Raw genomic sequence first — 18,773 nt, forward strand, 5'->3', positions numbered from 1 at the left:
CTTTTGCGTCAACAATTCGCTTGAATTACAGAGTTCCTTTTGCCACCTGGATACGCGGCGAATATAATAAGTTAATATGATTGTACTTTATTTCCTCCATTAAGTATTCCCGGTATCTAATTCAGAAGCAGAAAGAAGGACTGACGGCTTGAGTACATCCTATATGATTGGCGTTGATATTGGAACCACCAGCACGAAGGCTGTCCTCTTTGAGGAGAACGGAACAATTGTCGCTCAGAGCAATCAGGGCTATCCGCTGCATCAGCCCTCCCCCTCTGTCGCAGAACAGGACCCGGAGCAGATTCTGGAAGCCGTAATTCATACCATAGCATCGGTCATGCAGGAGAGCCTTGCAACACCTGAAGCCATTCTGCTGGTCTCCTTCAGCTCCGCTATGCATAGCGTCATCGCTGTAGATCCTGCGGGTAAGCCGCTCACCGCCTGTATCACCTGGGCTGATAACCGGAGCAGCCGCTATGCCCGGCGGTTGAAGGATGAATTGAATGGACATGAGCTGTATCTGCGGACAGGAACGCCTATTCACCCTATGTCTCCAATCACCAAGCTGATGTGGCTGGGCGAAGAGCAGCCCGAGCTGTTCCGGCAGACCTACAAATTCATCTCCATCAAAGAATATATCTTCTTCCGGTTGTTCGGAGAATATGTGATTGACCATTCCATCGCCTCTGCCACCGGCATGTTCAATCTGGAGAAGCTCGACTGGGACGAGGAGGCGCTCCAGATTGCCGGTGTTACTCCAGAGCGGCTATCCCGTCTGGTCCCCACCACCCATATCCTGCAGGGACTGCTTCCGGAGCTTACCGGAAAGCTCGGTCTGCTCACAGACACTCCGTTTGTAGTGGGCGCCAGTGACGGCGTTCTGTCCAACCTGGGCGTAGGGGCCATGGAGCCGGGGGTAATCGCTGCAACGATAGGCACAAGCGGTGCCATCCGTACTGTAGTTGACCATCCGCTTACCGATCCCAAAGGACGGATCTTCTGCTACGCCCTGACAGACAAGCATTGGGTGATTGGCGGCCCCGTGAATAATGGCGGGATGCTCTTCCGCTGGGTGCGTGATGAGTTCGCCGCATCTGAAGTGGAGACCGCGAAGCGCCTGGGCATTGATCCCTACGAAGTATTAACCCGGATCGCCGAGCAGGTGCCGCCCGGCAGTAACGGACTGCTCTTCCATCCGTATCTGACCGGAGAACGTGCACCGCTGTGGAATCCCGATGCCCGCGGCTCCTTCTTCGGGCTAAGCATGAATCACCGTAAGGAGCATATGATCCGTGCGGTGCTGGAAGGTGTCATCTTCAATATGTATACCGTATTGCTGGCCATGGAGGAATGTATCGGCGAGCCCGTTAGAATCCTGGCTACCGGCGGCTTCGCCCGCTCGGAGCTATGGCGGCAGATGATGGCGGATATTTTCGATCAGGAGGTAGTCGTCCCTGAGAGCTTCGAGAGCTCTTGCCTCGGCGCAGTCGTACTGGGATTATACGCCATCCGCCGGATCGATTCCTTGGATGCTGTCTTCAGCATGATTGGCTCCACTCACCGGCATGAGCCGGTTACTGCCCACGCCAAAGCCTACAAACAGCTGCTGCCCATCTTCATCTCGGTATCCCGCAGTCTGGAGGATCAATATCAGGCTATCGCCGACTTCCAGCGCGAGCAGGCGGGGGAACAGCCCGGCTAACGTGCTTTCCAGAACCGCCTGCTTACAGCAAAGCGCCGGACAGCCGCAGATGCGGCCAGCCGGCGCTTTCAATATATTATACTTAGCCTAAGTCTACAATGTCGCCTTTGGCGCTGCTGCCGGCTTCTGCGGTGCAGAGCCGAACACCATCCAGGCTGGCTTCACATAACGGAAGGCAAGCGCAACTACCAGCCAGGAGCCCAGGAGGGCCACCAGCCAGCCGCCCGCTATTGCCGCCGTATAGGCCAGCGATCCGCCGTGGAACGGCAGCTTCCGGTACATGAACAGCAGCAGCGGATGGAGCAGATAGATACCGAAGGAGCACGCCCCGGCCGAGAGCAGCAGTCTGCTCAGCACGCTTCGTCCTGCCCCGTACAGCAGGAAGGACAGCTGGAACAGTACCAGACAAGAGAGCAAGGCATGCAGGTTCGAGAAGCCTTCATACCACAGACTGTTGATCACTGTTTTCTTCGTATAGTTGTTGTACCACAATACCACGTGCCCAATCCCGGCGGCGGCCCATAAGAGCCATAGTACTACCCAACTCATACCTTTACCGGAGCGCCAGCCTTCGCGGGAGGGAACGAGCCACTTTTTCAACGAGCTGTAGTAGATGGCAATTGCCGCACCTAGCAGGAAATACGAGAAATACGTAATGGCCAGACTACCCTTGGACAGCTTCCAGTACCCGTGGTTCACCATATATTTGTTAAGCAGCACGAAGCCCCACTGTAGAGCAAGCCCGATCACCGGTGCCCATGCCGCGAGATGCCGGACTTTTTGCAGACACCAGAGTATCAACGGGAACAGCAGATAGAACTGGATAATGATGATGATATAGTAGAGATGTGTATACGCCGTACCCGTCCATAGATACTTGAAGAACTTCCCGCCCATCTCCTGAAGAGGCATCCCCCAGGTATGACCGGCCGTCATTTTCAGTCCAAAATACAGCACCGTAAACACAAGATAAGGCACAATAATATAGATCAGCCTGCGGCTGTAGAATTTGGCCAGTACCTTCCCGCCCAGCGGACGGTCAATATAATTGTAGAACAGGACGAACCCGCTTAAGAATATAAAGGAAGGCACCGCAAACTGGCTGAACTTGTTAATAAACAGAAACGGAGGGAACATGGACGTGCCCAGTGTCTCAGCCAACGTGCGTGAAGTGGCATGAATGGCGATCACCGCAAAAATAGCGATTGCCCGAAAAATATCAAGCTGTGGTATTCTTTCCTTTTGAGCCATTATGATTCCTCCTGTTTACGCAGCTCACGGAGCGGATTCCCCCCGACGAACGAACCGGCAGCAACATCTTTGTGAACCACCGATCCCGCCGCAACCGTAGCCCCATCCCCAATCGTAACCCCAGGGAGAATAGTCGTGTTAGCCCCAATCATTACATTCTCACCGATCATAACCTCACCCAGCCGGTACTCCTTGATGAGATACTCATGAGCCAGGATCGTAGTGTTATAGCCGATAACCGTGTTCTCCCCAATAGAGATCTTCTCCGGAAAAAAAACATCCACCATCGCCATAAGTCCAAACGCAGTATGCTTGCCTACCTTCATCCCGAGCACCCGGCGGTAAATCCAGTTCTTGAGCGGCAGAATCGGGCAATAGCGGGCAATCTGGATAAAAATAAAATTGCGCACACCTTTCCACGGGCTGACCGTGCGGTATATATGCCAGAGCGAATTATGCCCCTCCACGGGATAACGGGTTATCTTTCTCACGGCTGCATAGTCTCCTGCTCCACAATAGAGTACAAATCCTTCATCTCCTGGATGATGTAATCCGGTTCATAGGTGCGCAGCACAGCCTCACCCTTAAGCGACCAGGCCACCCCTGCTACACGCACACCTGCTGCCTTGGCAGACTGAATATCGACAGCACTGTCGCCAACCATCAGAGTTTTGGCCGGATCAACACCCAGATTGGCAACAGCCGTGAGCACCGGCTCCGGATGCGGCTTCGGATGAGTCACATCATTCACCGTAACAATCGTCTCCATATATTTCAGCAGATCGAACATCTCCAGTGCCTTGAGCGTGGTTGGCCGGATCTTCGTGGTCACCACCCCAAGCTTGATTCCCTGGCGCTGCAGCTCCTCCATCGTCTCATTCACATGGGGAAAAGCGCGGACCAGCTCATCGTGATGCGCATTGTTGTACGAACGGTAGGACCGTTCCAGCACCCCTATATCCTTCGGCTCCAGGCCGGAGAATGCGCCTAGCTGCTGCTGAAGTGTAGTTCCCATCAGGGGAATGATCTGTTCCCGGGTCAGAGCCGGCAGGTTATTCTCCTTCAGCGCATGCATGAACGAATTAATGATCAGCTCATTTGTATTCACAATCGTTCCGTCCAGATCAAATAACACGCATTCTATCATTGATTGTATTACTCCTTTGTTTCCTTATCTTCAGAGGGATCTTCCACCGGCTGAACAGGCTTCTGAGGCGTATTAGCGGCACTCTCTGGAACTACAGCATCCGCCGCTGCCGGTTTGGTGCTGATGATCGGGTCCAGGTAATGTGCCTTCGGCTGTCCGCTAACCCGCCGTACAATAATCAGTACAATGGCGGCAACAATAATGAGCAGCGCGAGCAGCTGAGAGATACGGATATTCCCGTAAGCCGGGTCAAGATAGCCTTGCTCGAAGCCCATCCACTTCATAGGGCTCCACAGCCCGTTAATGAAGGCTGCCACACCGCTGCTGCCGTCAAAGGCAAGACTGTCCGTACGCAGAGCTTCAATGAAGAAGCGGCCGATGGAGTACCAGATGAAGTAGGACATGAAGATTTCTCCGGCACGTACGAACTTCTGGCGGCGCAGCACCATGAGGAGCAGAATGCCCAGCAGACTCCAGAGTGATTCGTACAGGAAGGTCGGATGGTGAAAAGCATCCCCTATGTACATTTGATTAACGATAAAATCCGGCAAATGCAGCTTATCCCGCAGGAACGATTCCTCTACCACGCCGCCATAGGCTTCCTGGTTGATGAAATTACCCCAACGGCCGATCATCTGGCCGGCAAGCAGTCCAGGAGCACAGATATCCACGATGCGCCAGAACGGATAGCCTTTATAGCGGAAATAAATAATCCCGCAGATAATCGCGCCGATCAGGGCGCCATAAATCGCAATACCGCCATTCCAGACCTTGAAGATATCGAGCAGGTTATCCTTATAGTCTTCCCACTTGAAGGCTACGAAGTATAGCCGCGCGCCAATAATAGCCGATGGCAAGCCCAACAGCAACATATCCATGAAGAACTCCTGAGGAATGTTGAAGCGTTTGCCTTCTTGAATACATAGGAATAGCCCGATAAGCGCACCAAGACCCAGAATCAGGCCATACCAGTGCACCGGCAGTGATCCAATCGAGAAGACAATCGGGTCAATCGCTAGTGAATAAAACATGCTCTCACACTCCTAATCGAGATCATCCATATCTTCTGAGATGGTGGCGGTAAGTTTATTCGTAAATTGCAGCGCGGCATTGAAGCCCATTTGCTTGAGCCGGTAATTCATCGCAGCCACCTCGATAATGACAGCGAGGTTACGTCCCGGACGGACAGGGATGGTAACCAGCGGCACATCGGTATCAATAATCCGTGTCGTCTCCTCATCCAGTCCCAGACGGTCATACTGCTTGTCCTGCTGCCAGGCTTCCAGTCTGACCACCAGGGTAATCCGCTTGTGATTACGGATAGCGCCTGCCCCAAAGAGCGTCATAACATTAATAATCCCGACACCGCGGATCTCCAGCAGGTGACGGATTAATTCCGGTGCGGTACCATGAAGCTGATTATCCGAGGTCTGACGGATCTCCACCGCATCATCGGCAATCAGGCGATGACCGCGTTTAACGAGTTCCAGTGCCGTTTCACTTTTACCAATGCCGCTGGTGCCTGTAATCAGCATCCCTACCCCATATACATCACAGAGAACACCGTGAATTGTTGCTGTCGGTGCCAGTCTGCCCTCAAGGAAGCTGGTCAGTCTGCTTGAGAAAATCGTGGTCGCCATCGAGCTGCGAAGCACGGGAAGTCCCTTCTCGTTGCTGATGTCTACAAGCTCCTGGGGTACATCCAGCGCACGAGTAATGACAATACAAGGGGTATTGTCGTTACAGATTCCGCGTACCCGGCTTTTCCGTTCTTCCTCTGAGAGCATAGAGAAGAAAGCCAGCTCTGTTTTGCCCAATAGCTGCACACGTTCTTCCGGATAATATTCGAAATAACCGGCCATTTCCAGCCCGGGACGGTTCAAATCATCCACTGTGATCGGTCTCTTCAGACCTTCATGTCCGGATACTACCTCTAATTGAAAATGCTGCACCAATTCCGATACTTTTACCTTCTTAGCCATATATGTCCGTCCTTTCGTCACCCGCGGCTTATGCCGCTTCCCCGCATACCGGTTACATCTTTATCCATTCCAGCTACAGGTAATTCTCCTGCTATCTTAATGGATTATGCCAGTGAATGCAATCTTAACCCCAGCGGTTATCGTTCCATTCCACCATGATCATTACAAGAAAAAGCCGCCTAACCAGGCGGCTTTCTTCATTATAAACTATGTTCACCCTGCAGAGATCTTATCCCAGCAGAACGTTAAGTTCGGATTCTTTGTCGAAGATGTGGACTTTGTTCATGTCGATGGCCAATCTAGGCTTGCTGCCTTCACGGGTAGTGGAACGTCCATCTACACGCGCAATTACAGTGTTATTGCCAAGACCGCTCAAGTAGAGGAGCATTTCATGACCAAGGTTTTCCGTAACATCAACCATCGAAGTGAAGATTGTGTTAGGGGAAGCTTCCAGGAACACTGGCTCTTCATGAATGTCTTCTGGACGAACGCCCATGATTACATCTTTACCGATGAAGCCTTTGTTACGCAGGATTGTAGCTTTGCCGCCTGGAACTTCAACATCAAGGTTCTCTGCACGGAAACGGACAGCGCCGTTCACTTCGGAAAGAGTACCGTTGATAAAGTTCATGGTAGGGGAACCGATAAATCCGGCTACGAACAGGTTCGTAGGTTCATTGTACAGTTCTTCAGGGGAAGCTGCCTGCTGGATGATACCATCGTACATAACTACGATACGGTCACCCATCGTCATTGCTTCTGTCTGGTCATGCGTTACATAGATACAAGTAGTTTCAAGGCGTTTCACCAGCTTAGTGATTTCAGCACGCATTTGACCACGAAGCTTAGCATCCAAGTTGGAAAGAGGCTCATCCATCAAGAAGACTTGTGGATCACGGACGATTGCGCGGCCTAGAGCGACACGTTGACGTTGACCACCGGACAGTGCCTTAGGTTTGCGTTCCAGCAAGTGCTCGATATCCAGGATTTTCGCTGCTTCGCGTACTTTCTTGTCGATTTCTTCTTTCTTCACTTTGCGCAATTTTAGACCGAAAGCCATGTTCTGATATACACTCATGTGCGGGTACAAGGCGTAGGATTGGAATACCATCGCGATATCACGGTCTTTAGGAGCAACGTCATTCACTACACGGTCACCAATGTACATTTTACCTTCAGAGATTTCTTCCAGACCAGCGATCATACGCAGGGTTGTGGATTTACCGCAACCGGAAGGACCAACCAGTACGAGGAATTCCTTATCTTTAATATCAAGATTGATATCGATTACTGTTGCTTTATCGGAACCCGGGTATTTTTTGAAAATATGCTCTAAACGTACGCCTGCCATTGTATTTCCCCCTCGAGTCTAGTATTGGATTAGAAAATCAAACGCTTTCTTGTACACTTATCTTACCCCAGAGCCGGCCTCATGGCTATTTGCAAGGTTCACAAAAAACCTATTTTCTTTTCGTCACTTTATACAATAACATGGCAAGCTTCACAATAGCGGCATCCCCAAAGCTGCGGACATCGGCCCCCGTCTCCTGTTTGATCTTGTCCAGCCTGTAGAGCAGCGTGTTGCGGTGAATGTACAGCTTCTTGGCGGTTTCACTGACATTGCAGTCCATTTCAAAAAAACTCTCCAGCGTCAGCAGCATTTCCTTATCCGCCAGTACCGCCGTGTAATCACCGATCTGGCCCAGCAGCTGTCTCCGCCGGTCATCCGGAATACTGTTAACCAGCCGCTCCATGTGCAGCTCCCACGGCAGATGAATATAATCGCCTACCTGGAAGATACGGCCAAGAATAATGGTCTCCCGCAGCAAGGCGACTGCTCCTGTCAGACCTTTAACCGGGATAATGGCTGGAGAGACCGCCAGATGGAAGACGCCAACCCACTCGCTGGCAATCAGTTCATGCAGCCCCATAGAAGTCTGTGACAGCAGATCCTCAGCACTCTCTTCCTCATCCTCTTTATCATCTCCGCCTGTGAGGAGTTCCTTACGGGCTAAAATTAACCATTCCTTATCCTGCAGGGGAACCAGCAATACATCATTCTCGAAATAACTGCGCAGCAGCTTCATTAAGGAGCGATACGTCATCTGCGGATTATGAACATTCTCGCTTACCAGCATGAACGGAATCATATCTCCGAACAGCCGGCCCTTCAGTGAGATTTCATCCGGGATCTCCGCATCGTCCTTCTCCTGCTCCAGTTGGGCATTCAGCCAGCCGCTAAGCTGCCGCGCCTCCATCTCCCCTTCTTCCTTGAACCCGGTTGCCTTCAGCGCTACCGCAAAATTGCGTCCGGCATAATTCACCAGCTCCAGCTCCAGCGGCGACAGCCCCTCTGTCTCCACCCACACTGCTGTAACACGGCCATCATTCTCATAGAGGGGAAGCCAGAGATAACCCTCATGAATGACCGGCAGTTCCTGATCCTTATCCGTACCTATGCCAAAAAGTGAAGCGGAATGCTGTCTCCCCAGCTGCTTGATTCCGGTCCTCTTTCCGGTGAGTTGCTCCAATTTTTGACGCAAACCCTCACTATCCATCATCACCATTCTCCACCACTTTTGCTTTTTTCGCTTATTTTATCATATTTTGCTGTAAAATGCGGAATTTGCGCTTATGAGCATACTTGTATCATGTATCAAAATACAAAAAAGGCCACCACCCTAAAGTGATGACCGTTTGACTTAAGATGAGCCATGAAGGACTCGAACCTTCGACACCCTGATTAAAAGTCAGGTGCTCTACCAACTGAGCTAATGGCTCCTAAAAAGGGATGGAGGCTGATGGATTCGAACCACCGAACACGTACGTGAGCAGATTTACAGTCTGATGCGTTTGGCCACTTCGCTAAGCCTCCATGATGGTGGCGCGGGAGGGAATCGAACCCCCGACACAAGGATTTTCAGTCCTTTGCTCTACCGACTGAGCTACCGAGCCATAAAAAAAACCTAAAAAACAAAAAAATGGCGGAACAGGGCGGGATACTCTTCACTCCGTTACGAGATTGCGAAGTATTCCTTACGATGCCTATGCTTCAACGAACCCAGGGAATTCTCATCCCTTAAGCCATTAAAAATGGCGGAACCGACGGGATTCGAACCCGCGATCTCCTGCGTGACAGGCAGGCATGTTAGGCCAACTACACCACGGTTCCACAATTTATTGTAAAAAATGGTGCCGGCGAGAGGACTTGAACCCCCAACCTACTGATTACAAGTCAGTTGCTCTACCAGTTGAGCTACACCGGCACGGTGTAAGGCAATACAATTCGAACATAAAAATGGTGGAGGCTGAGGGGTTCGAACCCCCGACCCTCTGCTTGTAAGGCAGATGCTCTCCCAGCTGAGCTAAGCCTCCGGGTATGTATGGTAGCGGCAGAGGGGATCGAACCCCCGACCTCACGGGTATGAACCGTACGCTCTAGCCAGCTGAGCTACGCCGCCACACTACAAGTATTGGATTTATAATGGCGGAGAGAGAGGGATTCGAACCCTCGCACCGCTTACGCAGTCTAACCCCTTAGCAGAGGGTCCCCTTATAGCCACTTGGGTATCTCTCCAAATTAATGGTAGCCATGTAAATCCGCACAGGAAATTGATTCCTGAAAACTGAATCCGAAACGAATCTGCGTTGTAGCATTTTTGGATAAGCCCTCGACCGATTAGTATTGGTCAGCTCCATGCATTGCTGCACTTCCACCTCCAACCTATCTACCTCGTCGTCTTCAAGGGGTCTTACTAATTGGGAAATCTCATCTTGAGGGGGGCTTCACGCTTAGATGCTTTCAGCGCTTATCCCGTCCGTACGTAGCTACTCAGCCATGCTCCTGGCGGAACAACTGATGCACCAGCGGTACGTCCATCCCGGTCCTCTCGTACTAAGGACAGCTCCTCTCAAATTTCCTGCGCCCACGACAGATAGGGACCGAACTGTCTCACGACGTTCTGAACCCAGCTCGCGTACCGCTTTAATGGGCGAACAGCCCAACCCTTGGGACCTACTTCAGCCCCAGGATGCGATGAGCCGACATCGAGGTGCCAAACCTCCCCGTCGATGTGGACTCTTGGGGGAGATAAGCCTGTTATCCCCAGGGTAGCTTTTATCCGTTGAGCGATGGCCCTTCCATGCGGTACCACCGGATCACTAAGTCCGACTTTCGTCCCTGCTCGACTTGTAGGTCTCGCAGTCAAGCTCCCTTATGCCTTTGCACTCTGCGAATGATTTCCAACCATTCTGAGGGAACCTTTGAACGCCTCCGTTACTCTTTAGGAGGCGACCGCCCCAGTCAAACTGCCCGCCTGACACGGTCCCCGTACCCGCTAAGGGCACTAGGTTAGAACCTAGATACGATCAGGGTGGTATCCCAACGGCGCCTCCGCAGAAGCTTGCGCTCCTGCCTCACCGGCTCCCACCTATCCTGTACAGATCGTACCCAAATTCAATATCAAGCTGCAGTAAAGCTCCATGGGGTCTTTCCGTCTTGTCGCGGGTAACCTGCATCTTCACAGGTATTAAAATTTCACCGGATCTCTCGTTGAGACAGCGCCCAAGTCGTTACGCCATTCGTGCGGGTCAGAATTTACCTGACAAGGAATTTCGCTACCTTAGGACCGTTATAGTTACGGCCGCCGTTTACTGGGGCTTCGGTTCACAGCTTCGGGTTACCCCTAACCGCTCCCCTTAACCTTCCAGCACCGGGCAGGCGTCAGCCCGTATACTTCGCCTTGCGGCTTCGCACAGACCTGTGTTTTTGCTAAACAGTCGCTTGGGCCTTTTCACTGCGGCCCCCTCGGGCTATTCACCCTACCGAGGCACCCCTTCTCCCGAAGTTACGGGGTCATTTTGCCGAGTTCCTTAACGAGAGTTCTTCCGCGCGCCTTAGAATTCTCTTCTCGCCTACCTGTGTCGGTTTGCGGTACGGGCACCTTCTCCTGACTAGAGGCTTTTCTTGGCAGTGTGAGATCATGACCTTCGCTACTATAATTTTCGCTCCCCATCACAGCCCAGCCTTACGATGTGCGGATTTGCCTACACACCAGCCTCACTGCTTAGACGGACATCCATCAGTCCGCGTCACTACCCTCCTGCGTCACCCCATCGCTCATAGCGGATTACGGTGGTACAGTAATTTCAAACTGTTGTCCTTCGACTACGCCTGTCGGCCTCGCCTTAGGTCCCGACTTACCCTGAGCGGACGAGCCTTCCTCAGGAAACCTTGGGCTTTCGGCGGATCAGATTCTCACTGATCTTTTCGTTACTCATACCGGCATTCTCACTTGTATACTCTCCAGCGCTCCTTACGGTACACCTTCAACGTATATACAACGCTCCCCTACCCCAGATACATACGTATCTAGCCATAGCTTCGGTGGTGTGTTTAGCCCCGTTACATTTTCGGCGCAGAGTCACTCGACCAGTGAGCTATTACGCACTCTTTCAATGGTGGCTGCTTCTAAGCCAACATCCTGGTTGTCTGTGCAACTCCACATCCTTTCCCACTTAACACACACTTGGGGACCTTAGCTGATGGTCTGGGCTGTTTCCCTTTTGACAATGGATCTTAGCACTCACTGTCTGACTCCCGGCAAGAAGTAAATGGCATTCGGAGTTTGACTGAGCTTGGTAACCCTTGCGGGCCCCGCACCCAATCAGTGCTCTACCTCCACCACTCCATTCACCGAGGCTAGCCCTAAAGCTATTTCGGGGAGAACCAGCTATCTCCGAGTTCGATTGGAATTTCTCCGCTACCCCCACCTCATCCCCGCATTTTTCAACATGCGTGGGTTCGGGCCTCCAGTGCGTGTTACCGCACCTTCACCCTGGACAGGGGTAGATCACACGGTTTCGGGTCTACGTCCACATACTCAGTCGCCCTATTCAGACTCGCTTTCGCTGCGGCTCCGGCTTCTCACCTTAACCTTGCATGTTAAACGTAACTCGCCGGTTCATTCTACAAAAGGCACGCCATCACCCATAAAGAGGGCTCTGACTTTTTGTAAGCACACGGTTTCAGGTTCTATTTCACTCCCCTTCCGGGGTGCTTTTCACCTTTCCCTCACGGTACTGTTTCACTATCGGTCGCCAGGTAGTATTTAGCCTTAGCAGATGGTCCTGCTGGATTCATACGGGGTTTCACGTGCCCCGCACTACTCGGGATCCGTCTCGGAGAGAACACAGTTTGGGCTACAGGGCTTTTACCTCTATCGCGGGCCTTTCCAGACCTCTTCACCTACTCTATTCCTTTGTAACTCCATGTGAGACGTCCCACAACCCCAAGAGGCAAGCCCCTTGGTTTAGGCTGTTCCGCGTTCGCTCGCCGCTACTGACGGAATCACTATTGTTTTCTCTTCCTCAGGGTACTTAGATGTTTCAGTTCCCCTGGTCTGCCTCTGCGTATCCTATGTATTCAGATACGAGTAACTGCGAATTACCACAGCTGGGTTTCCCCATTCGGACACCCCCGGATCAAAGCTTGCTTACAGCTCCCCGAGGCAGTTTCGTTGTTCGCCACGTCCTTCGTCGGCTCCTGGCGCCTAGGCATCCTCCGTGTGCTCTTAGTAGCTTAACCAATGCGTTTTCCCTAAGGAAAACCGCTTAGCATCGCCATTAATTCAAAACTTGTTTACACAAGTTCAGCTTAAAGGAATGTTCTAAAACGCAAATTCGTTTCGGTATCCAGTTTTCAAGGATCAAGTTGCTGTTATTATGAAACAATCACGACTGTGATGTTCGGAATAACAGACGATGTGCATATACTGTTGTAAAGAAGTTTTGGTGGAGCCAAGCGGGATCGAACCGCTGACCTCCTGCTTGCAAGGCAGGCGCTCTCCCAGCTGAGCTATGGCCCCATATAATCACCCCAAAAAGTGAGGTGTAGCTTCGAGGTTAATTCCGATTACTTTTCGGGGACCCCGGTACTTACTATTCAATTTCAGATTGTTATATGGTGGGCCTTGGTGGACTCGAACCACCGACCTCACCCTTATCAGAGGTGCGCTCTAACCAACTGAGCTAAAAGCCCATATAACAAAACTTACAGTAGTGAAGCAATCAATGAATTGATTGTCCGCTTGGCGGCGTCCTACTCTCCCAGGACCCTTCGGTCCAAGTACCATCGGCGCTGGAGGGCTTAACGGTCGTGTTCGGGATGGGTACGTGTGGAACCCCTCCGCTATCGCCACCAAACGCATACGAAAGAGACTTGCTCTTTCAAAACTGAACACGAGTGAGTGTCCGAACCCGAAGGTTCTATTGTGGAAGCGAAGCTTCCGATTTGAATGTCCTCATTGCAGAAGACGATTCTCCATAGAAAGGAGGTGATCCAGCCGCACCTTCCGATACGGCTACCTTGTTACGACTTCACCCCAATCATCTACCCCACCTTCGGCGGCTGGCTCCCTTGCGGGTTACCCCACCGACTTCGGGTGTTGTAAACTCTCGTGGTGTGACGGGCGGTGTGTACAAGACCCGGGAACGTATTCACCGCGGCATGCTGATCCGCGATTACTAGCAATTCCGACTTCATGCAGGCGAGTTGCAGCCTGCAATCCGAACTGAGACCGGCTTTGCTGGGATTGGCTCCACCTCGCGGCTTCGCTTCCCGTTGTACCGGCCATTGTAGTACGTGTGTAGCCCAGGTCATAAGGGGCATGATGATTTGACGTCATCCCCACCTTCCTCCGGTTTGTCACCGGCAGTCACTCTAGAGTGCCCAGCCTTACCTGCTGGCAACTAAAGTCAAGGGTTGCGCTCGTTGCGGGACTTAACCCAACATCTCACGACACGAGCTGACGACAACCATGCACCACCTGTCTCAACTTTCCCCGAAGGGCACCTGATGCATCTCTGCTTCGTTAGTTGGATGTCAAGACCTGGTAAGGTTCTTCGCGTTGCTTCGAATTAAACCACATACTCCACTGCTTGTGCGGGTCCCCGTCAATTCCTTTGAGTTTCAGTCTTGCGACCGTACTCCCCAGGCGGAGTGCTTACTGTGTTAACTTCGGCACCAAGGGTATCGAAACCCCTAACACCTAGCACTCATCGTTTACGGCGTGGACTACCAGGGTATCTAATCCTGTTTGCTCCCCACGCTTTCGCGCCTCAGCGTCAGTTACAGCCCAGAAAGTCGCCTTCGCCACTGGTGTTCCTCCACATATCTACGCATTTCACCGCTACACGTGGAATTCCACTTTCCTCTTCTGTACTCAAGTCACCCAGTTTCCAGTGCGACCTCAGGTTGAGCCCAAGGTTTAAACACCAGACTTAAATAACCGCCTGCGCGCGCTTTACGCCCAATAATTCCGGACAACGCTTGCCCCCTACGTATTACCGCGGCTGCTGGCACGTAGTTAGCCGGGGCTTTCTTCTCAGGTACCGTCACTCCGGTAGCAGTTACTCTACCGGACGTTCTTCCCTGGCAACAGAGCTTTACGATCCGAAAACCTTCATCACTCACGCGGCGTTGCTCCGTCAGGCTTGCGCCCATTGCGGAAGATTCCCTACTGCTGCCTCCCGTAGGAGTCTGGGCCGTGTCTCAGTCCCAGTGTGGCCGTTCACCCTCTCAGGTCGGCTACGCATCGTCGCCTTGGTGGGCCGTTACCCCACCAACTAGCTAATGCGCCGCAGGCCCATCCCCAAGCAGCAGATTGCTCCGCCTTTCATTCTCTCCTCAGGAGAAGAAAGAAATTATCCGGTATTAGCTACCGTTTCCGGTAGTTATCCCAGGCTTGAGGGCAGGTTGCCTACGTGTTACTCACCCGTCCGCCGCTAAGTTTGAAAGAAAGCAAGCTTCCTTTCAAACTCCGCTCGACTTGCATGTATTAGGCACGCCGCCAGCGTTCGTCCTGAGCCAGGATCAAACTCTCCAAATTGGTATTTAGAAAGAGCGATTGCTCATTTTGAAACATCTGACGAGAATTTACATTCTCTCATTTTGGATCTCACCGAAGTGATTTCCCACTCACTCGTTGTTCAGTTTTCAAAGATCAATGTCTCATCTTTTGTCGTTGATGTTTGTCTCAGCAGCGACCTTTATAATATATCACAGCACCCTTGTTTCAGTCAAGCGTTTTTTTAATTTCTTTTTTCGCTTTAGCTTCCAGCAAGTGATCCGAAGATCTCCTGTCCAAAGGGCCGAGACTTAATGTATCATGAATCAGGAGCCTTCGTCAACCTCTAAAACAAAGTTAATTTTAATCCCAATAACAGCGCCACTCCCGGCAGCCCAAGAATGGTTACAGCACCTATGGTTGTAGGGTTAAGCGGAATGTGCAGATCACTTACAACTCCTGAGAAATTAACGATATAAATCCCGAGCGCCGCCAATATAAGATGGGTTCCAAATACGCTCAGCCATGCCCAGCCCAGTCTTTTCCTGAATACAATCAGGACCAGCAGCGCTGCAGATATAATCAGCACACCCATTGCAACAGTTCTTAGCATCGTTCTCCTCCTCGCTGACTCAGTCTGTTCATACTTGCAGCTGGCTCCGGTTAAGCCCCAGCCGCTTGGCATCCTTAAGGTGTATCTGATATTTACGCTCAGCCGCCTCCAGGATATAGATCGCATAGTCAATCTGATCCTGGCCGAGAGCCTCATCAAACATCAGATAGGCCCGCTCCCATTCAGACTGGGCTTTACGCACCTCATGGTACACCGCGCCCCATTCCTCTTCCATCTCCACTGCCTTTTCCTTCCCCGTATTTCCGCTCAGCCATTTGGCACTCCACCAACCCATTGCAATCCCTCCCAAGAGATATGAATAACTGCAGATGCAACCGGTGATTCACACCCGTTAATCTCATACATATCGGAATAGGGACAAACTTAGAACCGGGAGAGGGGACTTAGCACAACTTTTAGCAGAATATCAGCGGCTCTCCGGGAAACAAAAAAGGAGCCCGAGGGCTCCCTACACTTATAATACAACAACACAACACTCAGAACAGCTCACGACGGCCTTCCAGCGCCTTCGACAGGGTTACCTCATCCGCATACTCAAGATCGCCGCCTACAGGCAAGCCATGGGCTATCCTGGTGATCTTGATCTCAAAGGGACGGACAAGACGCGAGATATACATGGCGGTGGCTTCCCCTTCAATGTTGGGGTTGGTAGCCATAATCAGCTCCTTCACCCGCTCATCGCTGAGTCTGGTCAGCAGCTCCTTCAGCCTTATATCATCCGGCCCTATGCCTTCCATAGGCGAAATTGCACCCTGGAGCACATGATAATAGCCGTCAAATTCCTTGGTTCGTTCGATAGCCACCAGATCCTTCGAGTCCTGAACCACACAGATTACCGAAGCATCGCGGGTTTTGTCCTGGCAGATCCGGCACGGGTCGGTATCCGTTATATTGCAGCAGACCGAGCAATAATGAAGATTACGCTTGACGCTGACCAGGGCTTTGGCGAAATCAATCACCTCGTCCTCCTTCATGTTCAGTACATGAAAGGCCAGCCGGGCAGCTGTCTTCGGACCAATCCCGGGCAAACGTGTAAAAGCTTCTATTAGCTTGGCTAGCGGTTCTGGATAATACAAAGTATCGGTTCTCCTTTGGCAGGGAGTGGAGTAAGCCTAGAACAAGCCAGGAATCTTCATTCCGCCTGTGAATTTACCCATATCGTTGTTCGCCAACTCTTCTGCCTGGGTAAGAGCATCATTAACAGCAGTAATCACCAGATCCTGCAGCATTTCGATATCCTCCGGATCAACAACCTCCGGTTTAATCTGAATGGACAGCAATTTCTTGTGTCCGTTCACCTGAACGGTAACCACGCCGCCGCCGGAAGAACCTTCAATCGTCTTGCTGCCCAGCTCTTCCTGGGCTTTGAGCATCTGCTCCTGCATTTTTTTAACCTGCTTCATCATTTGGTTCATATTATTCATAGATCATCTCTCCTTTGGGATGCGCTTGTTCGCGCTGATAGCTGAATCCTTATTCTTTTATGACAACAAGGTCTTCTCCAAAGAGCTGGATCGCCTCATCAATCCATGGTTCGGACTTGCCTTCGCCGCTCTCGTGCTCATGCTCCAGACGCAGCTCCTCTGTTCCGGCCGAAGCCGCGGATTTCGTCGCAGCTTCATTCCAGTCGCGCATCATCATCGTTACCAGCCGGAATGGCTTACCCAGCTTGGCATTCATTACGTTCTCGATGACCTGCCGGTTCGCAGGCTTCTCGGTAGTATCCCGGTGAATGGTATTCTTGAAGGCAACCAGCACGGCATCTTCCATCACCGCCACCGGCTCACCGTCCACAAACCACGCATGTACCGTGACCTTCTCTTCCTTCACACCCTGAAGAACAAGACTCCACTGCTTATAGACCGCGTTAAAATCAGGACTGTCCTTACCCGCAATAAACTTATCCAGCTGCGGGGGAAGCTTAGAGGCCGAGGATACGCGCGGAGCGCTTGGCGGGGCAGTGCGCTGCGGCGCCTGCTCCCGTCCGCCGCCGGCAACCCCGCCAGCTTGAATAGCCTGCTCCAGCTTCTTCTCCAGCGCGGTAATCTGCGCTCTGAGCTGATCCAGCTCACCAGACTGTACCTGCGGAGAACCATTCGCAGCTGCAGGTGCGGCTGCATTCACTGCCGGATCGCCTACAGACGGAGCAGCAGCCTCCTGCGGACCGCTGCACAGCTTCATCAGCGCTACCTCGAATATGGTCTGCGGATGTGTAGCATACTTCATCTCTCCCAGATAACGGCTCAGCGTCTCCACAATCAGGAATAAGCGGTCTCGGGTAAAGGCCTTAGCCATATCGCGGAAATCTGCCGGATTCAGCACGCGGTCCGTTAGCTGATCCGCTCCAGGCACCATCTTGATCATCAGTAAATCGCGGAAGTAATACAAAAGATTCTCAAGGCACTTATCTGCGCTCTTACCCTCATGCATCATCTGCTCCACAAGCTCCAGCAGCTGCCCCATGTCACTCTCAAGAATAGCGTTCGCCAGACGCGCGAACTGCTCGGAGGGGATGCCCCCGGTCATTCCCAGCACCTGCTGATAGGTCACATTCCCATCTGTAAAGGATGAGATCTGATCCAGGATGCTGAGCGCATCCCGCATTCCCCCGTCAGACAGGCGGGCGATATACTGGAGAGCATCTGCATCTGCTGTAATGCCTTCCTTCTGGCAGATCTCGGTCAGGCGGCCCGTCTGTTCCTCCAGTGAGACCCGGCGGAAGTCAAACCGCTGGCAACGCGAGATAATCGTAGCCGGCAGCTTGTGCGGCTCGGTAGTCGCCAGTATAAACATCACATGCTGCGGAGGCTCTTCGAGCGTCTTCAGCAGGGCATTGAAAGCCTCTGTTGTCAGCATATGCACTTCATCAATAATATACACTTTACGGCGTACTTCGGTAGGTGCATATTTCACCTTATCCCGCAGATCGCGAATCTCTTCAACGCCCCGGTTGGATGCCGCATCTATCTCCTGAACGTCCATGATGTTGCCTGCCGTAATCCGCAGGCAGGACGGACACTCATTGCAGGGCTCAGGACCCGGGCCCCGCTCGCAGTTGACTGCCTTGGCCAATACCTTGGCCGCACTCGTCTTACCGGTTCCCCGCGGTCCGCTGAACAGATAGGCATGCGAAACCCGCTGTTCACGGATCGCATTCTGCAGCGTCTGGATAATATGCTGCTGCCCTACCATATCTTGAAACGACTGCGGC

At 52.1% G+C, this 18,773-nt stretch carries 13 protein-coding genes, 10 tRNA genes and 3 rRNA genes; 1 reads left to right on the top strand and 25 read right to left on the bottom strand.

Going from position 1 to position 18,773, the window contains the following annotated elements; all coding sequences use genetic code 11:
• The first annotated feature begins 163 nt into the window (after positions 1-163).
• On the top strand, positions 164-1,702 hold the full coding sequence (gntK, locus tag MKY96_RS28100) for a gluconokinase (protein ID WP_445671508.1): 1,539 nt from the start codon (positions 164-166) through the stop codon (positions 1,700-1,702).
• A gap of 93 nt (positions 1,703-1,795) precedes the next feature.
• Here gntK and MKY96_RS28105 read toward each other — a convergent pair whose 3' ends face one another.
• The 25 genes from MKY96_RS28105 to dnaX all read right to left on the bottom strand — a co-directional run bounded on the left by MKY96_RS28105 (position 1,796) and on the right by dnaX (position 18,754).
• Positions 1,796-2,953: an acyltransferase gene (locus tag MKY96_RS28105; protein WP_340945639.1), complete on the bottom strand. Its 1,158-nt coding sequence runs from the start codon at positions 2,951-2,953 to the stop codon at positions 1,796-1,798.
• A complete protein-coding gene (locus MKY96_RS28110; protein ID WP_340945642.1) occupies positions 2,953-3,444 on the bottom strand; it encodes an acyltransferase in 492 nt (163 codons plus the stop codon). Before MKY96_RS28110 ends, MKY96_RS28105 begins: the two co-directional genes overlap by 1 nt.
• Positions 3,441-4,100 carry a pyrophosphatase PpaX gene (gene ppaX, locus MKY96_RS28115; protein WP_340945644.1) on the bottom strand — a complete coding sequence of 220 codons (660 nt, stop codon included), beginning with the start codon at positions 4,098-4,100 and terminating at the stop codon, positions 3,441-3,443. Before ppaX ends, MKY96_RS28110 begins: the two co-directional genes overlap by 4 nt.
• An 8-nt stretch (positions 4,101-4,108) precedes the next feature.
• Positions 4,109-5,131, bottom strand: coding sequence for a prolipoprotein diacylglyceryl transferase (gene lgt, locus MKY96_RS28120; protein ID WP_340945646.1), 1,023 nt, complete (start codon positions 5,129-5,131; stop codon positions 4,109-4,111).
• A gap of 12 nt (positions 5,132-5,143) precedes the next feature.
• Positions 5,144-6,082, bottom strand: coding sequence for an HPr(Ser) kinase/phosphatase (gene hprK, locus MKY96_RS28125; protein WP_036726232.1), 939 nt, complete (start codon positions 6,080-6,082; stop codon positions 5,144-5,146).
• Positions 6,083-6,311: 229 nt separating this feature from the next.
• Complete coding sequence (locus MKY96_RS28130) at positions 6,312-7,433, bottom strand: ABC transporter ATP-binding protein (RefSeq protein ID WP_036726231.1); 1,122 nt, start codon at positions 7,431-7,433, stop codon at positions 6,312-6,314.
• A gap of 109 nt (positions 7,434-7,542) precedes the next feature.
• Positions 7,543-8,625 (bottom strand): PucR family transcriptional regulator, encoded by a 1,083-nt coding sequence (locus tag MKY96_RS28135; protein ID WP_340945648.1) that lies wholly within the window; start codon positions 8,623-8,625, stop codon positions 7,543-7,545.
• Positions 8,626-8,790: 165 nt separating this feature from the next.
• Positions 8,791-8,863 (bottom strand) — tRNA-Lys (locus tag MKY96_RS28140).
• A gap of 11 nt (positions 8,864-8,874) precedes the next feature.
• A tRNA-Tyr gene (locus MKY96_RS28145) sits at positions 8,875-8,957 on the bottom strand.
• Positions 8,958-8,961: 4 nt separating this feature from the next.
• Positions 8,962-9,037: transfer RNA gene (locus tag MKY96_RS28150), tRNA-Phe, on the bottom strand.
• A gap of 139 nt (positions 9,038-9,176) precedes the next feature.
• Positions 9,177-9,254: transfer RNA gene (locus MKY96_RS28155), tRNA-Asp, on the bottom strand.
• Positions 9,255-9,272: 18 nt separating this feature from the next.
• A tRNA-Thr gene (locus tag MKY96_RS28160) sits at positions 9,273-9,348 on the bottom strand.
• A gap of 33 nt (positions 9,349-9,381) precedes the next feature.
• Positions 9,382-9,457: transfer RNA gene (locus MKY96_RS28165), tRNA-Val, on the bottom strand.
• 9 nt (positions 9,458-9,466) lie between these two features.
• Positions 9,467-9,543: transfer RNA gene (locus MKY96_RS28170), tRNA-Met, on the bottom strand.
• A 24-nt stretch (positions 9,544-9,567) separates the two neighbouring features.
• Positions 9,568-9,659: transfer RNA gene (locus MKY96_RS28175), tRNA-Ser, on the bottom strand.
• Positions 9,660-9,741: 82 nt separating this feature from the next.
• Positions 9,742-12,668, bottom strand: a 23S ribosomal RNA gene (locus tag MKY96_RS28180).
• A 204-nt stretch (positions 12,669-12,872) separates the two neighbouring features.
• Positions 12,873-12,948: transfer RNA gene (locus tag MKY96_RS28185), tRNA-Ala, on the bottom strand.
• Positions 12,949-13,044: 96 nt separating this feature from the next.
• Positions 13,045-13,121 (bottom strand) — tRNA-Ile (locus tag MKY96_RS28190).
• 47 nt (positions 13,122-13,168) lie between these two features.
• A 5S ribosomal RNA gene (rrf, locus tag MKY96_RS28195) occupies positions 13,169-13,285 on the bottom strand.
• Positions 13,286-13,409: 124 nt separating this feature from the next.
• Positions 13,410-14,970, bottom strand: a 16S ribosomal RNA gene (locus MKY96_RS28200).
• Together the 16S, 23S and 5S rRNA genes with 10 tRNA genes alongside form the textbook arrangement of a ribosomal RNA operon.
• Positions 14,971-15,274: 304 nt before the next feature.
• Entirely contained in the window at positions 15,275-15,541 is a 267-nt protein-coding gene (locus MKY96_RS28205) for a pro-sigmaK processing inhibitor BofA family protein (protein ID WP_076084856.1), read from the bottom strand.
• 28 nt (positions 15,542-15,569) lie between these two features.
• Entirely contained in the window at positions 15,570-15,776 is a 207-nt protein-coding gene (locus MKY96_RS28210; RefSeq protein ID WP_445322093.1) for a DUF2508 family protein, read from the bottom strand.
• A gap of 262 nt (positions 15,777-16,038) precedes the next feature.
• Positions 16,039-16,638 carry a recombination mediator RecR gene (gene recR / locus MKY96_RS28215; protein WP_036698882.1) on the bottom strand — a complete coding sequence of 200 codons (600 nt, stop codon included), beginning with the start codon at positions 16,636-16,638 and terminating at the stop codon, positions 16,039-16,041.
• Between the two features lie 36 nt (positions 16,639-16,674).
• Complete coding sequence (locus tag MKY96_RS28220) at positions 16,675-16,986, bottom strand: YbaB/EbfC family nucleoid-associated protein (protein WP_036698884.1); 312 nt, start codon at positions 16,984-16,986, stop codon at positions 16,675-16,677.
• Between the two features lie 49 nt (positions 16,987-17,035).
• The gene (gene dnaX, locus MKY96_RS28225) at positions 17,036-18,754 is read right to left on the bottom strand and encodes a DNA polymerase III subunit gamma/tau (RefSeq protein ID WP_445671509.1); all 1,719 of its coding nucleotides are present in this window, start codon (positions 18,752-18,754) and stop codon (positions 17,036-17,038) included.
• Positions 18,755-18,773: the final 19 nt, after the last annotated feature.

The sequence above is a fragment of the Paenibacillus sp. FSL R7-0302 genome, from assembly GCF_038006885.1.
GTDB lineage: Bacteria > Bacillota > Bacilli > Paenibacillales > Paenibacillaceae > Paenibacillus_AQ.

Coding starts and splice junctions, on each gene's coding strand:
- hprK (WP_036726232.1), bottom strand. CDS start 6,082: ATGGCTAAGAAGGTAAAAGTATCGGAATTGGTGCAGCATTTTCAATTA.
- gntK (WP_445671508.1), top strand. CDS start 164: ATGATTGGCGTTGATATTGGAACCACCAGCACGAAGGCTGTCCTCTTT.
- MKY96_RS28105 (WP_340945639.1), bottom strand. CDS start 2,953: ATGGCTCAAAAGGAAAGAATACCACAGCTTGATATTTTTCGGGCAATC.
- MKY96_RS28210 (WP_445322093.1), bottom strand. CDS start 15,776: ATGGAAGAGGAATGGGGCGCGGTGTACCATGAGGTGCGTAAAGCCCAG.
- ppaX (WP_340945644.1), bottom strand. CDS start 4,100: ATGATAGAATGCGTGTTATTTGATCTGGACGGAACGATTGTGAATACA.
- lgt (WP_340945646.1), bottom strand. CDS start 5,131: ATGTTTTATTCACTAGCGATTGACCCGATTGTCTTCTCGATTGGATCA.
- dnaX (WP_445671509.1), bottom strand. CDS start 18,754: ATGGTAGGGCAGCAGCATATTATCCAGACGCTGCAGAATGCGATCCGT.
- MKY96_RS28205 (WP_076084856.1), bottom strand. CDS start 15,541: ATGCTAAGAACTGTTGCAATGGGTGTGCTGATTATATCTGCAGCGCTG.
- MKY96_RS28130 (WP_036726231.1), bottom strand. CDS start 7,433: ATGGCAGGCGTACGTTTAGAGCATATTTTCAAAAAATACCCGGGTTCC.
- MKY96_RS28220 (WP_036698884.1), bottom strand. CDS start 16,986: ATGAATAATATGAACCAAATGATGAAGCAGGTTAAAAAAATGCAGGAG.